General features: G+C 66.0%; 21 protein-coding genes. 20 read left to right on the top strand and 1 reads right to left on the bottom strand.

The window, feature by feature from the left end; translation table 11 throughout:
• The first annotated feature begins 206 nt into the window (after nucleotides 1-206).
• The 14 genes from ABDV78_RS08415 (at nucleotide 207) to ABDV78_RS08480 (ending at nucleotide 8,630) form a co-directional block, all read left to right on the top strand.
• Nucleotides 207-839 (top strand): XRE family transcriptional regulator, encoded by a 633-nt coding sequence (locus tag ABDV78_RS08415; RefSeq protein ID WP_343526932.1) that lies wholly within the window; start codon nucleotides 207-209, stop codon nucleotides 837-839.
• Between the two features lie 37 nt (nucleotides 840-876).
• Complete coding sequence (locus ABDV78_RS08420) at nucleotides 877-2,193, top strand: DUF6161 domain-containing protein (RefSeq protein ID WP_343526933.1); 1,317 nt, start codon at nucleotides 877-879, stop codon at nucleotides 2,191-2,193.
• A complete protein-coding gene (locus tag ABDV78_RS08425) occupies nucleotides 2,190-2,702 on the top strand; it encodes a hypothetical protein (protein ID WP_343526934.1) in 513 nt (170 codons plus the stop codon). Before ABDV78_RS08420 ends, ABDV78_RS08425 begins: the two co-directional genes overlap by 4 nt.
• Complete coding sequence (locus ABDV78_RS08430) at nucleotides 2,690-3,064, top strand: thermonuclease family protein (protein ID WP_343526935.1); 375 nt, start codon at nucleotides 2,690-2,692, stop codon at nucleotides 3,062-3,064. The genes ABDV78_RS08425 and ABDV78_RS08430 overlap by 13 nt, the downstream gene beginning before the upstream one ends.
• A gap of 290 nt (nucleotides 3,065-3,354) precedes the next feature.
• Nucleotides 3,355-3,561 carry a hypothetical protein gene (locus ABDV78_RS08435; protein WP_343526936.1) on the top strand — a complete coding sequence of 69 codons (207 nt, stop codon included), beginning with the start codon at nucleotides 3,355-3,357 and terminating at the stop codon, nucleotides 3,559-3,561.
• Complete coding sequence (locus ABDV78_RS08440) at nucleotides 3,561-3,848, top strand: hypothetical protein (protein WP_343526937.1); 288 nt, start codon at nucleotides 3,561-3,563, stop codon at nucleotides 3,846-3,848. The genes ABDV78_RS08435 and ABDV78_RS08440 overlap by 1 nt, the downstream gene beginning before the upstream one ends.
• Complete coding sequence (locus ABDV78_RS08445; protein ID WP_343526939.1) at nucleotides 3,821-4,120, top strand: hypothetical protein; 300 nt, start codon at nucleotides 3,821-3,823, stop codon at nucleotides 4,118-4,120. Before ABDV78_RS08440 ends, ABDV78_RS08445 begins: the two co-directional genes overlap by 28 nt.
• 117 nt (nucleotides 4,121-4,237) lie before the next feature.
• On the top strand, nucleotides 4,238-5,176 hold the full coding sequence (locus ABDV78_RS08450; protein WP_343526940.1) for a hypothetical protein: 939 nt from the start codon (nucleotides 4,238-4,240) through the stop codon (nucleotides 5,174-5,176).
• A gap of 44 nt (nucleotides 5,177-5,220) precedes the next feature.
• On the top strand, nucleotides 5,221-5,601 hold the full coding sequence (locus ABDV78_RS08455; protein WP_343526941.1) for a hypothetical protein: 381 nt from the start codon (nucleotides 5,221-5,223) through the stop codon (nucleotides 5,599-5,601).
• Between the two features lie 46 nt (nucleotides 5,602-5,647).
• Nucleotides 5,648-6,580 (top strand): capsid protein, encoded by a 933-nt coding sequence (locus ABDV78_RS08460; RefSeq protein ID WP_343526942.1) that lies wholly within the window; start codon nucleotides 5,648-5,650, stop codon nucleotides 6,578-6,580.
• 54 nt (nucleotides 6,581-6,634) lie between these two features.
• Complete coding sequence (locus tag ABDV78_RS08465; RefSeq protein WP_343526943.1) at nucleotides 6,635-7,009, top strand: hypothetical protein; 375 nt, start codon at nucleotides 6,635-6,637, stop codon at nucleotides 7,007-7,009.
• Complete coding sequence (locus tag ABDV78_RS08470; RefSeq protein ID WP_343526944.1) at nucleotides 7,006-7,734, top strand: DUF1320 domain-containing protein; 729 nt, start codon at nucleotides 7,006-7,008, stop codon at nucleotides 7,732-7,734. Before ABDV78_RS08465 ends, ABDV78_RS08470 begins: the two co-directional genes overlap by 4 nt.
• Nucleotides 7,734-8,219, top strand: a complete 486-nt coding sequence (locus ABDV78_RS08475; RefSeq protein ID WP_343526945.1) for a phage virion morphogenesis protein — start codon at nucleotides 7,734-7,736, stop codon at nucleotides 8,217-8,219. The genes ABDV78_RS08470 and ABDV78_RS08475 overlap by 1 nt, the downstream gene beginning before the upstream one ends.
• Nucleotides 8,220-8,630, top strand: a complete 411-nt coding sequence (locus ABDV78_RS08480; RefSeq protein WP_343526946.1) for a hypothetical protein — start codon at nucleotides 8,220-8,222, stop codon at nucleotides 8,628-8,630.
• Between the two features lie 11 nt (nucleotides 8,631-8,641).
• Here ABDV78_RS08480 and ABDV78_RS08485 read toward each other — a convergent pair whose 3' ends face one another.
• On the bottom strand, nucleotides 8,642-10,039 hold the full coding sequence (locus tag ABDV78_RS08485) for an ATP-binding protein (protein WP_343526947.1): 1,398 nt from the start codon (nucleotides 10,037-10,039) through the stop codon (nucleotides 8,642-8,644).
• A gap of 127 nt (nucleotides 10,040-10,166) precedes the next feature.
• On the opposite strand from ABDV78_RS08485, the gene ABDV78_RS08490 reads away from it, so the two are divergent.
• The 6 genes from ABDV78_RS08490 to ABDV78_RS08515 all read left to right on the top strand — a co-directional run bounded on the left by ABDV78_RS08490 (nucleotide 10,167) and on the right by ABDV78_RS08515 (nucleotide 21,482).
• Complete coding sequence (locus ABDV78_RS08490) at nucleotides 10,167-10,373, top strand: hypothetical protein (protein WP_343526948.1); 207 nt, start codon at nucleotides 10,167-10,169, stop codon at nucleotides 10,371-10,373.
• 3 nt (nucleotides 10,374-10,376) lie between these two features.
• Nucleotides 10,377-11,321, top strand: a complete 945-nt coding sequence (locus ABDV78_RS08495) for a hypothetical protein (RefSeq protein WP_343526949.1) — start codon at nucleotides 10,377-10,379, stop codon at nucleotides 11,319-11,321.
• Between the two features lies 1 nt (nucleotide 11,322).
• On the top strand, nucleotides 11,323-11,775 hold the full coding sequence (locus ABDV78_RS08500; RefSeq protein WP_343526950.1) for a histidine kinase: 453 nt from the start codon (nucleotides 11,323-11,325) through the stop codon (nucleotides 11,773-11,775).
• A 128-nt stretch (nucleotides 11,776-11,903) separates the two neighbouring features.
• On the top strand, nucleotides 11,904-12,113 hold the full coding sequence (locus ABDV78_RS08505; protein ID WP_343526951.1) for a DUF1799 domain-containing protein: 210 nt from the start codon (nucleotides 11,904-11,906) through the stop codon (nucleotides 12,111-12,113).
• A 1-nt stretch (nucleotide 12,114) separates the two neighbouring features.
• Nucleotides 12,115-16,209: a hypothetical protein gene (locus ABDV78_RS08510; RefSeq protein ID WP_343526952.1), complete on the top strand. Its 4,095-nt coding sequence runs from the start codon at nucleotides 12,115-12,117 to the stop codon at nucleotides 16,207-16,209.
• Complete coding sequence (locus ABDV78_RS08515; protein ID WP_343526953.1) at nucleotides 16,206-21,482, top strand: hypothetical protein; 5,277 nt, start codon at nucleotides 16,206-16,208, stop codon at nucleotides 21,480-21,482. Before ABDV78_RS08510 ends, ABDV78_RS08515 begins: the two co-directional genes overlap by 4 nt.
• The last annotated feature ends 8 nt before the right edge of the window (nucleotides 21,483-21,490 follow it).

Consider the following 21,490-nt stretch of genomic DNA (forward strand, 5'->3'; position numbering starts at 1 on the left):
AGCGCCAGGCGTAATGCCGCACTTTGCAAGCCGTTACGCCGCGCCAGCTCGGTCAGAGTGACCCCGCGTTTGCGAACGGCCGCCTTGATGTCTTCGGGGTCCATATCCTGCGGTGGCACAAGCGTTACATCCGTTAGTTACAAATGTAACGTACATACGCAACAGTCGGCTCGTCAACGGTACATTTGTACCTTTGGAGATTTTTCGTGACGGGTTGGTCGCTGGCGGCGGGCGAGCGCCTGCGCGCGGCCGTCCGGGTTCAGGGCAATCAACAGGCGATTTGCGATCAGGTCGGCATCACCCGCACATCCCTGAACCGCTATTTCGCCGGGACCGATCCCGGCGACGAGCGGATCGAGCTTCTGGCAAAGGCGGTGGGCAAGACCGTCGCATATCTCGTGGGAACCGAGGTAGGCGCAGACGTTGTCTCCGTCCCGATCCACGACGTTCTGGTCGCGGCGGGCGCTGGCAAGGTCACGGACCGCCTGGGCGCGCCCATCGGTCAGTGGGTGTTCGACCGCCCCTGGTTCGAGGCGAATTTCCTGGGCGTCGGTAAAGTCATGATGGTCCGGGTGTCCGGCGACAGCCAGGAGCCGGAATTGAGCGACGGCGACCTCGTCGCGGTAGACATCGACAAGCCCCGCTTGCGCGAGGGGATGCACGTCGTTCGCCTAGACGATTTGCTGATGATCAAGCGCATTCAGGTCGAGGGCCGGGTAGTCCGTCTGGTTAGCCGCAACCCGCTCTATGACCCGGTGACGGTCGATCTATCCGAACCGGATGTTGATGCGCGATTTGAAGTGGTCGGGCGCGCTATCTGGGCGAGCAAGATGCTGTGAGGCGATCAGCCTAAAATATATGACGGGGGGGTAACAGTTGCATCGGATCGTTTTCGCACCGGACAAGGGCGGCATTCATCAATTCGATACGCTGGGGGAAGCTAGGTTCTGGGTCGATAATGAGCTCGTAGCCTTCAACGAGCTATTTGCTCAAGTCGCTGCTGCGCAATATCTGCCCGAATTCAATACCATGCAGCGTGAATGGGCCAGGATTGCACGTGCGGTTGAACCACGGCCGCATGAAGACAGTAATTCCTCCCAGGTTGTGGCGGGGGACGCGGCTATGGTTGCGTCATCTCCCGCCGCACAAGTCCTTCACGGCATCGGTGAACAGCTGGGCGACATCGCTTTACGTGGCGCACTCTATGCCGCTGACGTGCCGGTAAAGGACCTTGACTGGTCACGACAGGAAACGTTGGCTGGAATTCAACTGTACCAACTCGAAATCGCGAAATATCGCCGGGCCAGCAACAATCCAATACCGCCTGAATTGCGGGGTGCCGTCGCTGAATTTCGAGACGAGCTCGACAATCTTCGCGGACGGATTTCCAGCGCAAGTGCGGATGCCTCGAAGAGCGCGGCGCTAGCCAGCGCTGGGGCGAAGTCGACGGAAGAGGCGTTGCAGAACATCGCGCAAGGTGTGGAAAAGACATCGGCCGAACTGATGGCGAGCATCCGCGAGACGGAAGCCCGACTCGAGTCGATGGCCGCCGCCAGCCAGTCGGAACTCGCGCGTCACGACAGTCAGGCACAAACATTCGTCACCGAAACGCGAAAGCGCGTGGACGATTGGATCGAGGCGCAGACCGAGGCCGTTCGACTGACCGCACCTGTGGAACTCTGGGCACAACGCGCCACGAACCATCAAACAGCGACTCGAACGCTCGGCATCATCGCGTTGGTCGCGGGAGCTATCGGTACGATCCTGACGCCGTTCATTTCCTGGGGCGCCTTCGATAGTGCGCATTGGTTGTTGTCCGACGCCGTGGAAAAGGGCTCGGGCAAGGCGACGCAGGCGGTGGCTGCGGGCATCCGTCAGACCCTCCATTTCGAGCTGATCTTTACCGGGACTGCGACGCTGTTCTGGCTGACGATGTTCTTCTGGCTCATGCGCATCGTGGTGCGCAGATACTCGGCCGAGCAGCGTCTAGCGGTCGACGCAAGCGGCCGGGCGGCGATGGCGCAAACTTATCTGGGGCTCATTATGGAAAGTGCGGCTGGCGAGACGGAGCGCCCGATCGTGCTGGAGGCCCTGTTTCGTCCGGTCGTGGAGGCGGGCAGAGGAGAGGATGGACCGCCAGCTACCTCTCTTGCGTCGATCGTGGCGGCCATCGTGGCGGGGAAGAGCGGATGAGGGCCGTTACCTTCTCCCTGTTGGCAGCCATGCTAGCCCTTTGCAGCGATGCTGATGCCTGGAGTCGCGGCGATTCTATCTCACCGGATTTGGCGGCGTGTGAACTGCATGTTCGTTCCAGCCTGCCTGCCGATACCGGATATCGCCGGATCGACGTGACTCGCGAGGACACCGTTCCCATGACCTATGCCCAATTTCGACAGCAAGCCGGTGCGTCTGCGTCGGTGCAGGGTCTGGGCGAGGCGGAGGAACTGCGCGACCTTGCCGACGAGTTGGCGGCCAAGGCCGGTCGCCTTTCCCTTCGTCGCATGGTCCTGACCTACCAACTCGATGGCGAGGCGCGGCCTCGGCAGCAGGTCTGCGCATTCCGTCTGTCCGAAGGGCAGTTGCAGGACGCCAAGACGCTGAACGCCAACGCCACGTCGAGGACGGCCGAGGCGATCGATTTCCTCGCCGATCGCGGGAAATGGGCGCGCCAGTCCCGGCCAGAGCACTCATGCTGTCTCTGATCGCGCTGGCCGCCGCCGCCCAGGCGCTGACCTGCACGCCGATCGCCGTCGACGGCGACACGCTGCGCTGCGGCCGGGAGCGGATACGCCTGCTGGCGATCGATGCGCCGGAGATGCCCGGCCATTGTCGGCGGGGGCGCAGGTGCGTCACGGGCGATCCCTTTGCCAGTCGCGACTCGCTGGCCGCTGCCCTGCGCCCGCCCTTTACGATCCGGCGTGTCGGCTTCGACCATTATGGCCGGTCATTGGCGGTGGTCAGCGGGGCGCGAGGCGACCTTTCATGCTGGCAATTGCGGGCGCGACGCGTGCGCTATCGGGGGGACTGGGACAATCTCCACCTGGTCGGCGACCAATGTCGATAAGAGCCGGGCGCGTCGTGGTCTGGATCGAGGTGGCGGTCTTCGGTCTTGTAATGGCGATCCATGTCGTGCCGCCGATCGTCGCCTGGGTGCGAACGCTTCTGGCGTAAAGCGGCGCGAGGGCGCTTTTCCGCCGCTTCGGCCATCATCCCCCGGCAACCTGAGCCCGATCCCATTCAGCGGCCCTGTGCGGGGCGTACACGGCCTGTTCCAGAATGGGCGGCAGGTGCCGTCTGGACAAGCCAGCCCCACTTGATCCATGTTCATGTTCTGTTCTTATGGGAGTCAGAACATTGAAGGAGGATTTCGGGTCGTGGCTGATCGCGCAGCATCAGCGTGACGATTGGGTGGGGCTCTTCGCATTTTACCTGCGCCGCGACGGGGCGTTCCCGCGTGGGGCCGATCCAGAGGGGGTTCGCGCGTATCTGGCCGCGACGGGCGCGGGGCCGGATGCGATCGATATGCTGAATACCGCCGCGCTGGAATGGGGGCGCGCGTGATGCGCCGGGCGGCCTTGGGGGAGGCGGTCCAAGACCCACTGATCTATCCGACCGATGCCAATCCGCGCTGGCGGCTGCGGGTGTTCGACAAATGCTGGCCGTGGCGGGCGACCAGGAGCGAGGCGCTTCGTGACGCGCTTCTCAGCCGGAATGCCCGGCGATGCTCCGAGGACAATGTGACGTATCTCGATGCGGTGGCGGCGATCCAGCGTGATCCGCCTCATTACAGCGACCAATTGAAAATGAGGATGAGGCGTTCATGCAGCGCGTCAAACACAACGATCTGAAATACCATGTGGCCAGCGCCATTCGGGCGCGCGGCAAGATTAGGATCAAGGATTACACTAACGACCTGAAGTCGCCGATGGATCAGGTCGTGGATCATCTGGCCGAGGTCGCCCTGGAACAGGTCTTCGCCCATGACGCCGTGGTCATTCGCCCGGATCATGGCGGGCCTGTTCCCGGAAGCACTGTCCGAAACTATCCCGGAAAATGGGACGAAAGCGAACCTTGGCCCGAAGCCTTCGGTCCCAAGCCCACGTGCCCCGAAGACATCTAGCCCCTTGCGCCGCGCCGCCGCCTGGACCTATCAGGCGGCGGCGGGCCTGACGCCCACCATTGTCGGATGCGCCAGCGCAGGCCGACAGCATAGCCGCCCATGCCTATCCCGGCGGGCATGGCACCGCCCCCGATCAAAATCCTGCGCCCCGGCACCTTCACCGACATTCACGGGACGAAGGTCACTTTCGCGCAATCCGACCTGGACGACCTGATCGCATCCTATGACGCGGCGAGCGATCCCGCGCCGATCGTCGTCGGTCATCCCAAGATCAATGCGCCGGCCTTTGGCTGGATCGGCTCGCTGGCGATGGAAGACGGCGTCCTCGTGGCGCACCCGTCCGAGGTCGCGCCCGCCTTCGCCGAGGCGGTCGATGCCGGGCATTACCGCAAGATTTCGCCCCAGCTCTATCCGCCGTCGAGCCCCGCCAATCCCAAGCCGGGCCACTGGTATCTCCAGCATGTCGGCTTCCTGGGCGGCGCAGCTCCGGCGATCAAAGGGCTGGGGACGGTCGCCTTTGCCGACGCCCCCGTGGGCGTCGTGACCCTTTCCATCGACGAGGACAGCATGACCATCGAAACGACCACCCCGCCGGACGCGGTTGCGTTCGCGGAGCGCGAAGCCGCGCTCGCCGAGCGCGAGAATGCGATCAAGGCGCGGGAAGCCGACCAGGCCCAGCGTGAACAGGCCGCCCGCCACGCGGAGCATGTCGCCTTTGCCGAGGGGCTGATCGCCGATGTGAAGCTGGCCCCGGCGGGCAAGGACAAGGTCGTCGGCCTGCTCGATCTGCTCGACGCCAGCCAGCCGGTCGCGTTCGGCGAGGGCGACGCGAACAGCATGACGCCGCTCGCCGCTTTCAAGTCGCTGTTCGACGGCGCGCAGCCGGTCGTCGCGCTGGGCGAGGCCGCGCCCGCCGACAAGAAGCCCGGCGACGCGCCCAAGCCGACCGACATCGCCCGCCGCGCCCAGGCCTATGCCGAAAAGCAGCGCCAGGCGGGCAAGCCGATCACGACGCAGGCGGCCGTCCGCTACGTCACCGCCAATCCCGACGCCTGACCGGCGCGGGCTTCCCAGACACGACACCACAGGAGCTTTAGACCATGGCTGGCCGGACTGACGGACTGACCAAGAATTTCCGCGCCGGGGCGGCGATCGCCCCGTATCTGATCCTCAAGTTCGGCGCGGACGACCAGACGCTGGTCCCCGCGACCGGCCCGACCGACGACCTGATCGCGACCAATGTCGAATTGCCTGTGGTCCAGGGCGAGCGCTTCGACGCGGCGATCGGCGGCCTGCCCGAGGTTCGCTACGGCGGCCCGATCGGTCGCGGTCGCCCCATCACCTCGGACGCCCAGGGCCGCGCGGTCGAGGCCGCCCCGGCGGCGGGCGTGCGCGTGCGCATCATCGGCTTTTCGATGGCGACCGGCGTCCTCGGCGATGTCCTCGCCTACCGGCCCGCACCCGGCTTCATGACCGGCTGACGCTGGCCCTTCACCCCCGTTTCAATTCTCTTTCAGGACGCTTTCCATGGCCCAGTCGCCTTATCCGATCGATCCCGACCTCACCGCGATCGCCATCGCCTACAAGAACCAGAGCTACATCGCCGATATCGTGCTGCCGCGCATCACCGTGGGGAAGCAGAACTTCACGTTCATGCAGTACGGCATCGACACGTTCTTCAACACGCCCGAAACCCTGATCGGCCGACGCGGGCAGGCGAACCAGGTCACGATGGAGGGCGTCGAAATCCCCGACGTCACCGAAGACCACGGCCTGGAGTCGCCGGTTCCCCAGGCCGACGTCGCCAACGTCGACGAGCGTTACGACCCGCTGGGCAATGCGGCGGCGCTGACGTCGGAGCTGATCGAGATTCGCCGGGAAATCCGGGCGGCGTCGATCATCTTCAACCCGGCGACCTACGACCCGGCCCTGCGCGTCACGCTGGCCTCGACCGACGTGCTGGACAATCCGAACACCGACACCGTCGCACTGATTTCGGACGCGCTCGACAAGCCGCTCCTGCGGCCGAACCAGATGACCTTCGGCCAGCGCGGCTGGACGAAGTTCCGCCGCAACGCGGGCGTGGTGAAGGCCATTCGCGGCACGAGCGGCGGCGGTCTCGTCACCCGGCAAGAAGTGGCCGAGCTGTTCGAGGTCAACGAGGTGGTCGTCGGCCAGGCGTTCGGCAACCAGGCGCGCAAGGGTCAGGTGGCCCAGCTTTCGCGCCTGTGGGGCAACCATCTGGCGCTGACCTACAAGGCTCCGGTCCTGTCGCGCGAGGTTCCGACCTTCGCGGGCACCTTCACCTGGGGCGAGCGCGTGGCGTCGCAGCGCGAGCTGAAGCCGGGCGAAATGGGCCTGCGCGGCGGCACTGCGGTGCTGGTCGGCGAGAGCGTCAAGGAACGCGTGATCGCCGGACAGGCGGGCTATTTCTTCGAAAACGCCTTCTCGGCGAACTGATCCCCAGGCGCGGGCGGCACCGCGTCCGCCCGTGTCCAACCCCCCGGACCCATCATGAGCTACCCCTACAAAGTCGCACGGACCGTCATCTTCCAGGGCGAGGAATACGCCCCCGGCAAACCGATCCGCTTCGACATGGACGATCGCGACGAGAAAAAGGCCTTCGACGGCCTGCTCGCCAGCACGGCGATCCTGGACGACCCGGTATTTGCCGAGAATATCCAGCTTCGCGAACAGGCCGCCGCCCAGGCAAGCGGCGGTGCGCAGAGCCCGCCGCCATCCTCCGACGACGCCCAGACGGTTGCCCTGTCCAAACTGCGCAAGCCCGAACTGCTCGAACTGGCGGCGAAGGAACAGGTGGAGCTGCCGCAGGATGCCAGCGTCCAGCAGATCGTCGCCGCCATCGAGGCGAAGCGTGCGGCGGCATGATCGCCACCATCATCAAGCAGCCGGGCGAGACACTTCGCCCGGCTGTCGCCTTTTTCGGGAACGCTTCGATCGCCGCGATCCAAGGCGTAACCGTCATCGCACGGGGCCTCGTGCCGGGTGCCGTCGCGCTCGTCGCCAGCGCCACGCTGGTGGGCGGCGTGGTCACGCTGGCGCTGTCCGGCGGCAGCGATGGCGAGCGGTACGCCGTCACGATCCGGGCCGATGATGCACACGGCCAGACGCTGGAGAGCGAAACCGAAGTCGTCCTGATCGAGTCGACCTGGGCAACGCCGGACGGCGGCGCGGGCTGGCTGTCGATCGCCGCGCTGGTCAAGCGCTTCACCCTGGACGAGGTCGTCCGCATGACTGATGCGGACGGCTCCGGCCGGATCGACCGCGACCTGCTGATCGGCGCATTGGTCGACGCGCAGGCGATCGCCGAGGCGCATATCGCCAGCCGCTACGCCCTGCCGCTGGCGACGGTGCCACGCATCCTGGAAATGGCGGTCGGCGACCTCGCCCGCGCCCGGCTCTATCCGCGCGGCGCGCCGGAGGGGATCGCAGACCAGGCCAAGGCGGCGATGGCGCTGCTCGTCCGCATCCAGGAGGGCAAGGCGACGCTCGGCCTGCCCGCCGCCGCCGTCCCGGCCGAAGCGGTCAGCGATACGCCGATCGTCATCGCCCCCGGCCGCCGCGCCTATCCCACCGGCCTGGACGACTATTGATGGTCGATATCGCCATCACCATCCGCGAGGACGTCACCGCCGCCATGAACCGGCTGGCGGCGGACGGCACCGACATGACGCCCGCCATGAAGGATATCGCCGGACACCTCGCCGACACGACGCGCGAGCGGTTCGAGACCGAGACCGATCCCACTGGCAAGAAGTGGACACCGTCGCACCGCGTGATCGAGCATGGCGGCAAGACGCTGACCCTGTCCGGTGACCTGGGCAATTCGATCACCGAGGACTGGGGCAAGGACTTCGCGGCGGCCGGGCCGGAGCGATCGGGCGGCGCTGGAGTCTATGCGCTGATCCACCAGACCGGCGGCAAGATTCGTCCGCGCGAAAAAAAGGCGCTGTCGTTCGGCGGCCGGATCGTGGCGAAGGTCATCATCCCGGCCCGCCCTTATGTCGGCTTTAACGACGTGAATGCCGATTACGCCATCGGTGCACTGGCACGCCATCTGGGCTTTGGAGCCGTTTAAATGCTGACCCTGACCCCTATCGTCGCCGTGTTGCGGACCGGCTTCAAATCGGTCGACGGCGTCTTGGAAGCGCCTTCCCAATCCGACTTGCCCCGCGCACTCCCCGCACTGTTCGTCGTCCCCGCCGCCGATGCCGCCGAGCCGAACACGCTGTCCGGAAAGCGTGACCAGCGGGTGACGTTCGACTTCTCGGTCCTTGTCACCGTCGCAGCCAGAGCTGCCCAGGGACAGGTTTCCGACGAGCTGAAGGCGGTGGAGGACCGGGTGATCGAGCTTGTCGTCGGCTGGACCCACCCGGATGCGTCGGGGCCGGTCGATTATGTCGGCGGTCGGTTGGCCAATGTCAGTGCGGGCAGCGTGACGTGGGAGGTGCGGTTGCGATGTGCGTATCGGCTTCGCAAGGAGCGATAAGCTACCAGTTCCTACTCTTCATTTTGTGCCTTTCGCGCAGATTGGGCCCTGATTGCGTTTGTCCCGAGCTTGAGCAACTCGCCCATAAACGAAGTTTGCTGAGCATCGCCCTCTGCCTCAAACATTGGAACGCCGTAGGCTTCAGCTATAAGCCAGAACATGTCTAAGCCCTGGAGCGCGAACTTGACGGAAGGTTGTTCAACATCGGCGAATTGACCCACAGGTTTAAACGATTCCGGGTTTGATCCTGGACGTGAAACGACCCGGCCATCCATCATCATCGGCACACCATGCTTTTCGTATTCTCTGAGGATCGCGGGTGAATCCAGAAAGGGAGTGCTTCGCCAAACGTTCAGAAGGACCGCCTTGCAGTGATATCCATGAACCCATCCCGCGCGCTCTAAAAGTGCCCCCTGTAGGTTGGCGGCAGCCATCAAAATATTGAGAACGAAATTCAAATCGACAACTTTGGGGTTTGGATAATTTTTCTGCTCGAAAATATCGCAAAATTGATCCGTATGGTGATAGCCGATCAGGCTGTTTCGGAGGTGATAAAGATGGCTGGGGGTGTGGAGGGTCATCGGAATGATGAGTTCGCTAACTAAGTCGCGCCGCAATCGATAGGTCAAGCCTAGATTGCGGGGGTTGTTTTCACGAAGCTGTCGACCAACGAAACCGTTAGCCGATGTGTATACAGTGTCGAAGGGAACGGCATAGGCTTCCGTTTCTTCGGCCTTCAATATTTTGCGGACTTCTGAATAAGGGGCATCAAGCCATGCATCCCGATCGCCCCAGAGATCGGCAACCATCAATAATCGAATATAAGGCAAATCACTTTCAATTTTGGAAAATTCCGGGTCGCGTTCGACCCACTCCTCATATTCTTTCCTGATTAAATCGGAGCGACGCCAAAGCTGATCCAAGACGAAGCGATCATTCTCCGGCTTTGGCTCTGATCCGTCTGCCACCCTTCGATAAATCTGGCCGCTTTTGTGGACATACGGAGAGTTCGGCCCCTTGGGGACATAGACACAAATCACCGCGTGGTCAGCGGCAAGTCCAATCTCTAGGTTTGGACCCCAAATCGCTCGAACCTCATAGTGTGGTGACGGATTAATGGAATTTGCAACTGACTGACGAAGGCGTTGCAGTGCCGCATCCACGTCCACTTTCGGAATTCCTGGGAACTCACCTGCGACCGCATCTTGTTTCGATTTTTCCGCAATGCCGTAGAATAGCCAACCTCCATGCGTATTTGCAAAGGCAGATACCGATTTGGCCATAGTATCAGCTTTTGATGCTTCTCGTTTGTATTCAACATACCAGCCCTCGGACGCCGACTGGAGCGACACGAGATCTGCGGCTTCTAACTCCTCGAACGGCCTTTGAAATGGATTGTAGCGCGGCATACGGAAGTCCTCCGTTCAAGATCACTCACGCAATCATAATTGTTTACAGCGTCTGCGCCAGCGCCCCCCGCGCGCGCGCGCGAAAGCGGGTCTGACTGTCGGCACAATCCGGCAGAAGGACCGACCGATGGCCGCTGGCCCCAAGACAACCCAGGCTGATGCCACCAAGCCCCGCCCGGTCGACGAGACCGGGCGGACGCTCGACCAATGGGACCTTCCCGTGTCGGGCCCCGCGCGCCTGAAGGCGCTGGGCGGCAAGCCCGACCCCGCGCTGGAGGTCGCCGCCGAGGCTGCACCCGCGCAGCCCCCCGTCACCACCACCGACAAGGACTGATCCATGGTCGACGCCGTCAAAGTCCTCTTCTTCAAGAAAGAGGCGATCTACGCCACCGATGCCGCGCCCACGGGGGCGGCCAATGCGGCCCTGACCCGCAACTTCACCGCCAAGCCGGTGGTCGTCGATCGCATCCAGCGCAATCTGGACCGGCCGGTACGCGGCAGCTCCAAGGATGGTCCCTCGAACGAGCGCCAGACCTATGGCTACGAACTGGAGCTGGCGGGCTCGGGTGCGGCCGGGACCGCGCCTCCGTGGATGGAGCATTTGGAGGCGTGCGGCATGGCCGCGCCCGTCCTGACCGCCAACACCAGCGCCGTGCAGCGCTTCGCGCCGATCGGCGCGCTCCTGTCGTCGGCGACCGCCTATCACTGGCACGGCAACCAGAAGCGTATCGGCCTGGGCGGGCGTGGCACGTTCGGCTGGGATTTCACCGCCGGGCAATATCCGTTCATCAAGCTCGATATGACCGCGCTGCTCCCCGCCGCCGGGGCGATCACCGACGCCAATGTCGGTGCGGTCGCATTCGACCAGTGGAAAGACCCGGTCGAGGTCAACACGGCGAACACCGACTTCCTCCTGGGCGGGTTCGCGCTCAACCTCCAGACCTTCTCGGGCGAGGCCAATGCGGCGATCGCGGCCGTCAATCTGGTCGGCGCGAACTACATCAATCGCGGCAACCATGCGCTGACCTGTCGCGTGGTCGGCGAGTGCCCGACGATCGGGGCGAAGGACTATTTCACCACCCTGCGCAAGGGCGATGAAATCCCCGTGCAACTCGATCACGGCACGGTCGCGGGCAATATCGTCCAGTTCAAGTCGGACCATCTGCAAATCACCGACATCGAGCTGACCGAGAATGGCGACACCAACACCCTGATGATTTCGATCACGGGGAAGCTGAACGTCGGCACCACGCCCGACGACCTCATCATCACGGCGAAGTGACATGACCCAGCCCATCTACCGCATCGTCGCCCAGCCCCGCGCCTGGACCCCCGTCACCTTCCCGTGCGTGATGGAAGACGGGACCGTGCAGACCTTCACGATCGAGATGCGCTTCCGCCTCCTCAAGGTGGACGCCGCTGGCGCGTTCATTTCCGAGGTGGTCCGCGCCCAGGAACTGGAGGGCCAGAGCGGGGCCGATCAGGCGCAGCTTTACACGGAGCTGGTCGCCCAGATTGCGACCGACTGGCGCGGCGTTCACGCGGAGAACGGCGACCCGATGCGCTTCGACGTGCCCGAGACGTGGCTGACCGATCTGGACGAGAACGGCAAGCGCAAGCCGCTGGCCGCGCCCAACCTCCGGTCGCTGATGAACGAGGGCGGGATGTTCATTCATATCTTCGACGCCTTCCGCGCCTGCCTCGCCGGTCAGCCCAAGACCCGCGCGGGAAACTGAAAGCCGTCGCGACCGCCTGGGCCAAGGGTCGCGGCGGCGGGAAACCGGCCGAGGATGCGGCGACCGACAGCGCCACCGCCGCGATCGCCGCTATCGAGGCGCGGCGCGCGGCCGGACGGCGCGACGATGTGGTGGAGATCGGGCCGGACGAGGTCGATGTCGTCACGCTGTTCATGTCGCTGACCACGCAGTGGCGGTTTCACGGCATGGGAGGGCGGCTGGGCCTAATCAACGAAGCCGTTCGCCCCACGGCGAAAAACCTGTCGATCGCGATGACGACGGACTTGTTCCTGGACCTGCAAATGATGGAGCGCGCGGCCTTGGTCGCGCTGGCATGATATGAGTCGCGACCTGATCGTTTCCGTCCGGCTGAAAGCCGATGGCACCGGCCTTGTCGGCGCGGCCAAGGAAGGCGCGGCGGCGATCGCCGGGATCGGCACCGCCGCCGGGGGTGCGACGGCACAGGCCCGCGCGCTGGTCACCGCGATTGGCGAGGCGTCGCGGGCGGCGGGGATCACGACGACCGCGCGTGAGGCGTCGGTCGCGCTGGAGGGCACCGGCCGCGCGGCGATCACGGCGGGCGGCTCGGCCAAACAGGCCGCCGCCGCGATGGGGCAGCTTACCGACCAGTCACGCGGCGCAGCGGCGGGCGCGGACGAACTGGTCGCCGCCGCCGGTCGCGTCGCGCGCGCGCATACCGCCACCACCGCCAAGGCGGCCGAGGCCGCGCGTGCCGCTTCCGATCTGGCGCGGGCCGAGCGCGACGCCGCGCGCGAAGCGGTGACGGCGGCCGAGGCGCGGCTCGCCCAGGCCAAAGGCCGCGTCGAGCTGACCCCGGACAATCCGACCATCACCCTGTCGCCGGGCGGCGGCTCACGCGCGGCGGGCGATGCCCAGGCGATCGCCGATGCCAGCGCGGAGCTTGCCCAGGCGCGCAAGCGTGCCGAGCGGGCGGAACAGACCTATTCCCAGTCGCTGCGGGACAGCACGGCAGCGTCCACCGCCGCCAGCGCCGCCGTGTCCACACTGGCGACCCAGTCCCAGGCCAGCGCCAGCGGCGCGGGCCAGTTGGCCGAAGCGCTGGAGCGCAGCGGCGGCGCGGCAGGCAGCACCGCCCAGGCGGCCCAGGCGCTGGCCGATGCGTCCGCCACCGCGTCGGATGCCGCGCGCCAGCAGGCGACCGCGACCGATCAGGCGACCGAGGCCGCCGAGGGCTCGACCCGCGCCACCACGACCCAGAGCCAGGCGCGCGGCGCGGCGGCGCGCGAGGCGGCCGAACTGACGGCGGCCGAGGCGCGGCTGGCGTCGGCGACCACCGAGACGGAGCGCGAGGAAGCCGCCGCCGCAATCGCCGCGATCAAGCTCGCCCAGGCGCAGCGGGAAGCTGCCCGTCGCACGGCCGAGGCGGAGGCGGAGTCGCGCCGCAATGCCTTCGCGGTCCGCAACATGGGCCAGCAATTCGGCGATTTCGGGTTGCAGGCGATCACGACCGGCGACGTGGTCCGCTCCTTCACCCAGCAAATGGGGCAGATGGGCTATGCCATGTCGGAAATGTCCGGCACGGCGGGCAAGGTCGGCGCATTCCTGACCGGCCCCTGGGGCATCGCCCTGACCGTCGGCGCGGCGGTCATCCTGCCGTTCATCGAAAATCTGTTCAAGGCCGAGGAAGCGGCGGAGGCCGCCAAGATCGGCGCGGACGGGCTCGCCGAAGCGCAGAACGTGCTGGGTGGCATGTTCGACCTGACCTCGGGCAAGCTGAAGAAACAGAATGACCTTCTGATCCTGAATGCCCGGCTGACGGCGCTCAACCTGCGCGGCACGGCGGCGAAGGAACGGGCCAACGCGCGCGAGACGTTCGAGAATGCGGATGGCATCTCCACCGCCGGACGGGTGCGTGGCGCGCTGGAGGGGCGTGGCCCGGCGGGCTATCTGGCCGGGGCGATCGCCGGGTCGGACCGGGCACAACAGAACGCCCGCAATCTGCGCGGGGTGGTCAGCGACCTAGAGGCCGGACGCACATCGGCGGCGGATGTCCTGCGCGTCACCGACAAATTCGACTTCACCGGCCTGAAAATCACGCGCCAGCAATTCCAGCAGGCGATCATCGACCGTGCGGCATCGGGCGCGAAGGAGAAGATCGCCGACCTGATCGACCAGTCGCTGGACGACGGCAAGCTGGCGGAAGGGCTCCGGCGCGAGGCGCGGGGCAAGAAGCCCCCGAAGCCGAAAAGCACCGAGGCGCGCGACGAGTTCGGCCGCGACGCCGCCGCGCGGATCGCGGGCATCACCGATGCATTCGACCGGACCCCGCCCGCCGTGCGCCAGGCCAACGCCGCCGTACGCCAGCTCGACGACATCATGGACGATCTGGCGCGCAAGAAGCCGCCGGGCTTCAAGGACCTGATTGCCCAGGCCCAGCAAGCCAAGGATGTGGTGCGCGACGGATTGAATCGTCCGATCGCCGATTTCGTCGAGCGCCAGGGCGAGTCATTTGCGGTGGGCCAGCTCATGCTCGGGGGGCACCGCGCCCAGGCCGAGGCGTTGCGGACAATCCAGCAACTGGAGCGCCAGCGCGGGCCGTTGACGGAAGCGCAAAAGGACGCGGTCCTCGCCACGACCCAGGCGCTGATGACGCAGGACCGCCAGCTCGAACGCATGGCGCAGCGACAGCGGATCTACCTTGCCGGGCTTCAGGACATTCGGGGCCTCCTGACCGCGACCATCTCGGGCGATAGCGGCATTGACAAGCTGCCCGAACGGCTGATGCAGTCGTTCAACCGCGTGTCGGCGGACAGGATCGTCGAAAGCCTGTTCGGCGACCTGTTCCAGCAGCTTGAGGACCAGATTACCGGGACCAGCGTCGTGGAGGATGCCTCTGCGCGCATGGCCCAGGCCGTCGATATCGTCACTGCCCGCACCGGACAGGCAAGCACGGCACTGGACACGCTGGCCCGCGCCGCCACCGGCGCGGCCCATGCCGTGCAGAATGGGCCCCAGGCCCGTGCACCGGGCGCGGTTCCGGCCGGGAGCGATGCCCCGCCCGGTGGCGATATCGTCGTCACCGCCCCGCGTCGTGGCATTCGCAGTCCACAGGAGCTGTTCTCCACCGCGATCGGCGGCATCGCGACCAAGGTCACGGGCCTTTTCACCAATCCAGAAACGGCGTCCAAGATCGGCCAGAGCCTGGGCAAGTTCGCGGGCAAGGGACTGGCGGGCGCTTTCGAGGGACAGGCGGCGGCCTCCATCGCCGGACTGGTCGGGATCAAGACCAACCAGACCGGCAGCGCGATCGGCGGCATGATCGGCGGTCTGACCGGCATCCCCGGCGCTGGCGCGGCGCTGGGGCTGATCGGCGGGCTGGTCGGCAACCTGTTCAACAAGCCCAAATCCGGCAGCGCGACGATCAGCTCGGTCGATGGCGCGGCCTCGCTGCGCGGTGACGGCAAGATCACCGAGGCGCTGTCGGGGACCGCCAAGTCGGTCCAGTCCGGTATCCAGAAGATCGCGGACACGCTGGGGGCCGATGTCGGATCGTTCAACGTCTCGATCGGCAAGCGTGAGGATTATTACCGCGTCGATGGCGGCGGCAGCGACCGCGTGTCCGCCAAGCATCCGGGATCGGGCCTGCTCTACAACGGCAAGGACGAGTCCGCCGCGATCGAGATCGCGATCCGCGACGCGATCGCCGATGGCGCGGTCAAGGTCACGGGCGCGGTTGCAAAGGCGCTGCAATCCTCGTCCTCGCTCGACAAGGCGGTGGCCGAGGCGGTGAAGGTCCAGGCGCTGGAGCGATTGCTGGGCGGGCTGACCGGCCAGCTCAAGAGCGTGTTCGACACGTTCGACCGGACGGCGGCCGACCGGGTGCGGATCGCCAAGACCTACGGCCTGGACCTGCTCCAGGTCGAAAAGCTGAATGCGACCGAGCGGGCCAAGCTCCTGGAGGATACGCTCAAGTCGCGGGTCGGCAGTCTGAAGGATCTGCTGACCAGCCTGTCCTCGGGCGACCTGTTCGAGGGCTCGGCCGTCGATCGGCGCCAGACCCTGCTGAAGGACATCGCCAGCGCGCGCGCCGATGCCGAGGCGGGCAAGGATGGCGCGGCCGACAAGATGGCGGAGCTGTACCGCCAATTGCTGACCACGTCGAAGGAAGCCTTCGGCACGGGCGGCGACGAATATGCCGCCGATCGCAAGTCGGCCGCCGAGGCCGCCCGCGCGATCGTCGACCTGGAAACCAACCGCGTGAACAGCGCGGCGGGGGTCGCGGCGGCGCAGACCAGCGCGATCGAGACGGGCAACGCCCTGTCGGCGAAGATGCTGGAGGCGGCCGAGGCCCAGACCGACTTGCTCCAGGAGCTGGTCGACCAAGGCAGGTCGAGAACGGGCGGTAGCGTCTCGCCCAATCTCGGCCTGGTCGCACGGGATTACGCACAATGAAGACGGTCATCGTCGAGGCGCGCCCCAGCGATGCGACCGGCCAGCCGGTGGATATCCGCCTCGCTGGCGGCGGGCGCGGGCATTATCTGTTCAAGGACCAATCCGACTGGCGCGCGGGCGTCATCAGCCTGCCGCGTATCCAATCGTCGCTCGGCTTCGGCAAGGACGGCTTTACCGGGGGGGCGGTGGCCCAGGCCAGCGCTATCGGCTTTTCGCCTGCGCAGGCTTCGACCCGTGCGCTGATCGCCGGGCTGGTCTGGAACGATGCCCCGATCACGGTATCGGTCAGCGACGACGAGGCGGCCGACCCGTCCTTCCAGGCGCGACTGGCGGGCACGGTCGCAGGCTATTCGATCAGCGCCGGGCGCTTCGTCTTCACCCTGTCCGACATGGCGGGCCGCCTGGGCGAGCCGCTGGTCAAGGACAGCTTTGCCGGGACCGGCGGCATCGAGGGCGACGCGGCGGCCAAGGGGCGCGTCAAGCGCCGGAGCTGGGGCCGGTGCTGGAATGTCGAGGGCCGCGTCCTTCTCGCCGCGTACAATATCTATGAGTTCGGCGATCCGGCGCGCCAGCTCGGCGCGTTCGATGCGGTCAAGGACAAGGGCCGCCCGGTCACGATCGTCACCGTCGCCTGGGCGGGATCGATCGCCGCGACGCTGGACGCGTTGAAAGCCGCCCAGGCCCCGGAAGGGGGATGCGCTGCCGCCCCCTCCATCGCCTGTGTCAAATTCTGGACCCAGCCGTCGACGCTGACCGCCGACCTGCGCGGCGAACTGGGCACCGGCTATGTCGAGCATGTGCCGGGCATCGCCGCCGCCATTTCGGCGGCGGCCGAAGGGCCGAGCGTGGACGGACTGGCGGCGCTGGCCGCGCTTCGCCCCGATCCGGCCGGGCTCCACGCCGACGACGCCAGCGAGACGCCCGCGCAGATGCTGGACCGGCTGACCCTGCGCGCCTCGCTGTCCTGGGGCGTGACCGCCGACAAGCGCATCGCGCTCCGCCCCATTGCCTTTGCCGATCCGGTCGAGACGGTCCGGTTCCAGGATGTCGAGCGCCGCGCGGCCTATGCGCCGGTCGCGAACGTCAAGGTGGGGTTCCAGAAGAACCACCGCGTCCATACCGATGCGGAGATCAGCGCCGCCGTGCTGGCCGGCGATGTCGTCTATCCCAACGGTCAGACCGTCACCGACCTCCAGCCTGCCCAGCCAGGCGCGGACGTGACCGGGCAGAACAAGGCGGCGGATACCGCCGCCGTCGCCGGTCGCCCGGCCGGACAGGTAACGGGCGGGATCGATGCCAATGCCGCCGCGATCGTCACGGCGAATGCGGACATTGCCGCCGCGCGCACGTCGCTTTCCAGCGATATTGCCGCCGCGCGGGACGAGACGAGCAAGGTCCGCTCCGACCTGTCGGCCGCCGTGTCGGATGTGCAGGGCCAGGCCGCCACGGCGCGCAGCGAGGCGGCGGCGGTCGCGTCCAATCTCTCCGCCGAGGTGGACCGGGCCAAGGGCGCGGAAGGCACGCTGACCACCAAGGTCCAGACGGCGCAGGGCCGCGCCGATGCGGCGTACAGCGCCGTCACGGACGAGACGGTCAATCGCGCGGCGGCCGACAGCGCGATCACAGGCCGAGTGGCGACGACCGAGGCGCAGCTTCGTGGCGACCAGGACAGTGTGATTGCAGCACGGGTCCGCGACGAGGCGGCGACCCGTGCCACTGCCGACAGTGCCGCCGCGTCACGGACCGGCGCGGTCGAGTCCCGCGTCGGGCGGGTCGAGGGCTTCTCAGGCGGCGATTTGGTGCGCAAGGGCACCTTTGCCGACGGACTGCCCGGCGACTGGCCGACCGGCGCGTATGACAGCCGTGTCTTCCGCCCCGCCGATGTGGGGCAGCCCGCCCCGCCGAGCGGCGGCTATATCTATCTCATGCGCGGCCACCGCGACGCCTTTGAGGGTGACGGGTGGATCGAGGGCGCATGGGGCGATCGGCGCTTGCGCGTCACCGGCTATGCGTCGGGCGAGTTTTCCGCCGCTAATTCGGCGGCGGGTGTGATGGTTCGGTTTGCCGACGGGACATTCACATGGGTCGGGGTGCGCGCCGCTAAGGCGCGGACACCCGGCTATAGCCGCTTCGATGAAGTCCTCACGATCCCGACCGGCGCGACCGCCATTCGTCCATGGCTCCAGAACGACGGCAATCCCGGCGACACGGCTAATGAGGTGCGACTGCACAGCCTGAGCATCCGCGATGCGACCCAGGCCGAGGCGGTAGGCGCGCGGATCACGGACGAGGCGGCGACCCGTGCCGCGCAGGACAGCGCCATCGCGGGGCGAGTCTCGTCGACCGAAGCCCAACTTCGCGGTGACCAAGACAGCGTGATCGCGGCCCGTATCACCGACGAAGCGACGACGCGTGCTAGCCAGGACAGTGCACTGGCGGGCCGAGCGACCAGCCTAGAGTCGAGCTACGGCAAGCTGTCCGACAGCGTTAACGGGGCGATCTTCCCAGGCTTCGAGCGCAAGTCAGATGTCTGGGGCGTCGATACCAGTTGGACCGGCCGCAATGCCGGCATCTATTGGGAGAACGGCGTCAAGGGCGCAGGGCTCGGCTGGCAGACGCCCGCTGGTGGCAATCACTGGTTGTACATGGACACGCCCGCCGGCTTCATCCGGGCGGTGAAGGGGCGCAAGTATCGCGCTGGTTTCTTCATTTGGCAGTGGAACGCACCGAACGGCTTCGGCGGCAACCCGCGCGTCTATTGGGAAGGGTTTAATCAGGACCGGACCGTCGCCGAGTTTCTGGGCTTCACCAAGAACGCGCCGGAGTCGACGCGCGCCTATTATGCGGCTATCCCGGACGGCGGTTTTCACTGCTACGCCACCGATTTCTATTTCGACGACGACCAAACCGCCTACCCGAACCGGGTGTGGCTGCGCCCGCGCATTAACGTCGACAACATGCCGGGGAACTCCGGTTATCAGATTTCGGGCTGGTTCTTTCGTGAGATCACGGACGACGTCCAGACGAACGCCCGTATCACCGACGAAGCGACGACCCGCGCCAATCAGGACAGCGCGATCGCCGGCCGAGTTTCGACGACCGAGGCGCAGCTTCGCGGTGACCAGGACAGCACGATCGCCGCGCGCATCCGCGACGAGGCGACGACGCGCGCCAGCCAGGACAGTGCGGCCGCCGCTCGTGCCAGTGCGCTGGAGGCACGTTCCAGTGGTGCGGGCAACCTGCTTAGCAACAGCGCTTTTGCAGGGAGCAGTTACGCCGGCTGGACGCCTTACGGCCCGATGCAGGGCTACAGCGTCAACGAGGCGGGTGACTATTGGCGGCCGAACGGGGAGAACGTCATCGGCCATCACTCGACCACGGACATTGGTGCGACCGGCATGGGGGCGGGCGGCGGTTGGTACAGTGATCCCGTCCCCGTCATTGCCGGTCGGTTCTACCAGTTCTACGCTTTCCTTGCCGCCCACCGCGCGATTGCGGTCGAATTGATGCTCGAGTTCCTGGGGGTCGATAATCAGGTAATCCAGACGTTTTATTCTGGCGGAATACAGGTGAATACTGGTGGTCGTACTGCGGCCAGTTGGTCACAGCGGGGCTGGATGGCCGTCGAAGCCCCCAGTGGCGCAGCGGCTGCGCGGTTCACTATTTCCAAGTGGGGCACCGTCCAGGGCGAGTCGAACAGTTACCTTTGGATTTGGCGACCCTATGTTGGCGAAGCACGTCAGGGGCAGAGCGAATGGAATCCCTACGGTCCAGCATCGGGGCGGACGACGACTGATGTAGCGTTCGCGCGAATATCGGACGAGGCCACCACCCGCGTCAATAATGACAGCGCGCTCGCCGGGCGCACCTCGTCGCTAGAGTCGAATTACGCTGCGGTTCGGGCCGACCTTAACAACTGGAACAGCGACCGTTACCAAGACTATTTGCGCGTAGATGCCCGCGTCTCATCGGAGGAAGCGACGCGGTCGAGCGCCGTTGCGGCGTTGGCGAGCCGCACCTCGTCGCTGGAGGCCAATTATGGCGGCGCGACGGGCGGTAATCTGGCCGGGCGCGGGACGTTCAAAGACAGCTCTGTCAGCGGCTGGCCGGATTGGCCCGGTGCCAGCTTTGGTGGCGACACCGGCATGCCAGCCAATCCGGGATATCCGGCCTTTGCCCGTTTCGTCATCCGCGACACGCTTGGGCAAAGCATCCGCCGCGACTGGCGCGGTCGCAGGCTGCGCGTGCGGGCGCTGTTGACGGCGGTCGAAACCGGCCACCCGATCGGGGCGGGCTTCTTCGTCATCAACACCAACGGCCAAGTTCTCGACTATGTGGTCAATTATGTCCCGGCCGGGCAGGGCTGGACTTGGGTCGACTACGAGTACACCTGCCCCGACACCGCGATCGAAATCCGGCCATGGCTCCAGATTGACGGCTTTGACAATTTCGGTGCGGGCATTGTCAGCTATTATGAGCTGACTGACGTCACCGACCGGCGGTATGCCGACGCGAAGGTCTCGGACGAGGCGGCGACCCGTGCCGCTGCCGATAGCGCGATTTCCAGCCGGGTCAGCTCGACCGAGGCACGGGCCGGGAATCTGGAGGCGCGGACCAATGTCGTCGAGACGAGCGCGGCCAACTCGGCCACGAAGCTCGCATCCGCCCGCCTGGAATTTTCGGCGGTCACATCGGGCGGCCGGGCGGCGCTCATCCTGCGATCGGACAATAATAGCGGGGGGGCCGTCGACCTGATCGGCGACCTGCGCGTGTCGGGTGACGTGGTGGTGGACGGCACGTTCAAGCCCATGAAATTCGACAAGTCGAGCATGTCCAAGGAAGGACAATCGAGCTGGAGCGGCAACGTCACGCCCGGGGCAGGCAAGTCGCAATCGGTGCCCTGGAGCCTGGGGCTGGGGACCGTCTCGCCAATGGGCCGCTTCATCTGGGAATATGCCGCCAGTGTCGTCACCAACGCGGGGCAGCGGGAGGCCACGACGTACAACGGCAAGCCGCTCTACACTTATTATCGGGACGATGGCGGCCTGACCGTCCGCTGCACCGACGCTCAGGGCAATGTCTATAATCCCCGCCCGCAAGGGTCGAGCATGGTCCTCGCGTCCAGCGCGTTCGACGCCACCTTCAACGCGATCATCAGTCGCGGGGATTACGACACGGGGATCGTGTCGGACGGTGACTATTACACGCGGACCGTGAGCGCCGACTACACCGTCACCGACATCCGCCTCAAAGCGACGTGGGTCGCGATCTAGGAAAATGA

The sequence above is a fragment of the Sphingomonas sp. genome (assembly GCF_039594485.1).
Classification (GTDB): domain Bacteria; phylum Pseudomonadota; class Alphaproteobacteria; order Sphingomonadales; family Sphingomonadaceae; genus Sphingomonas.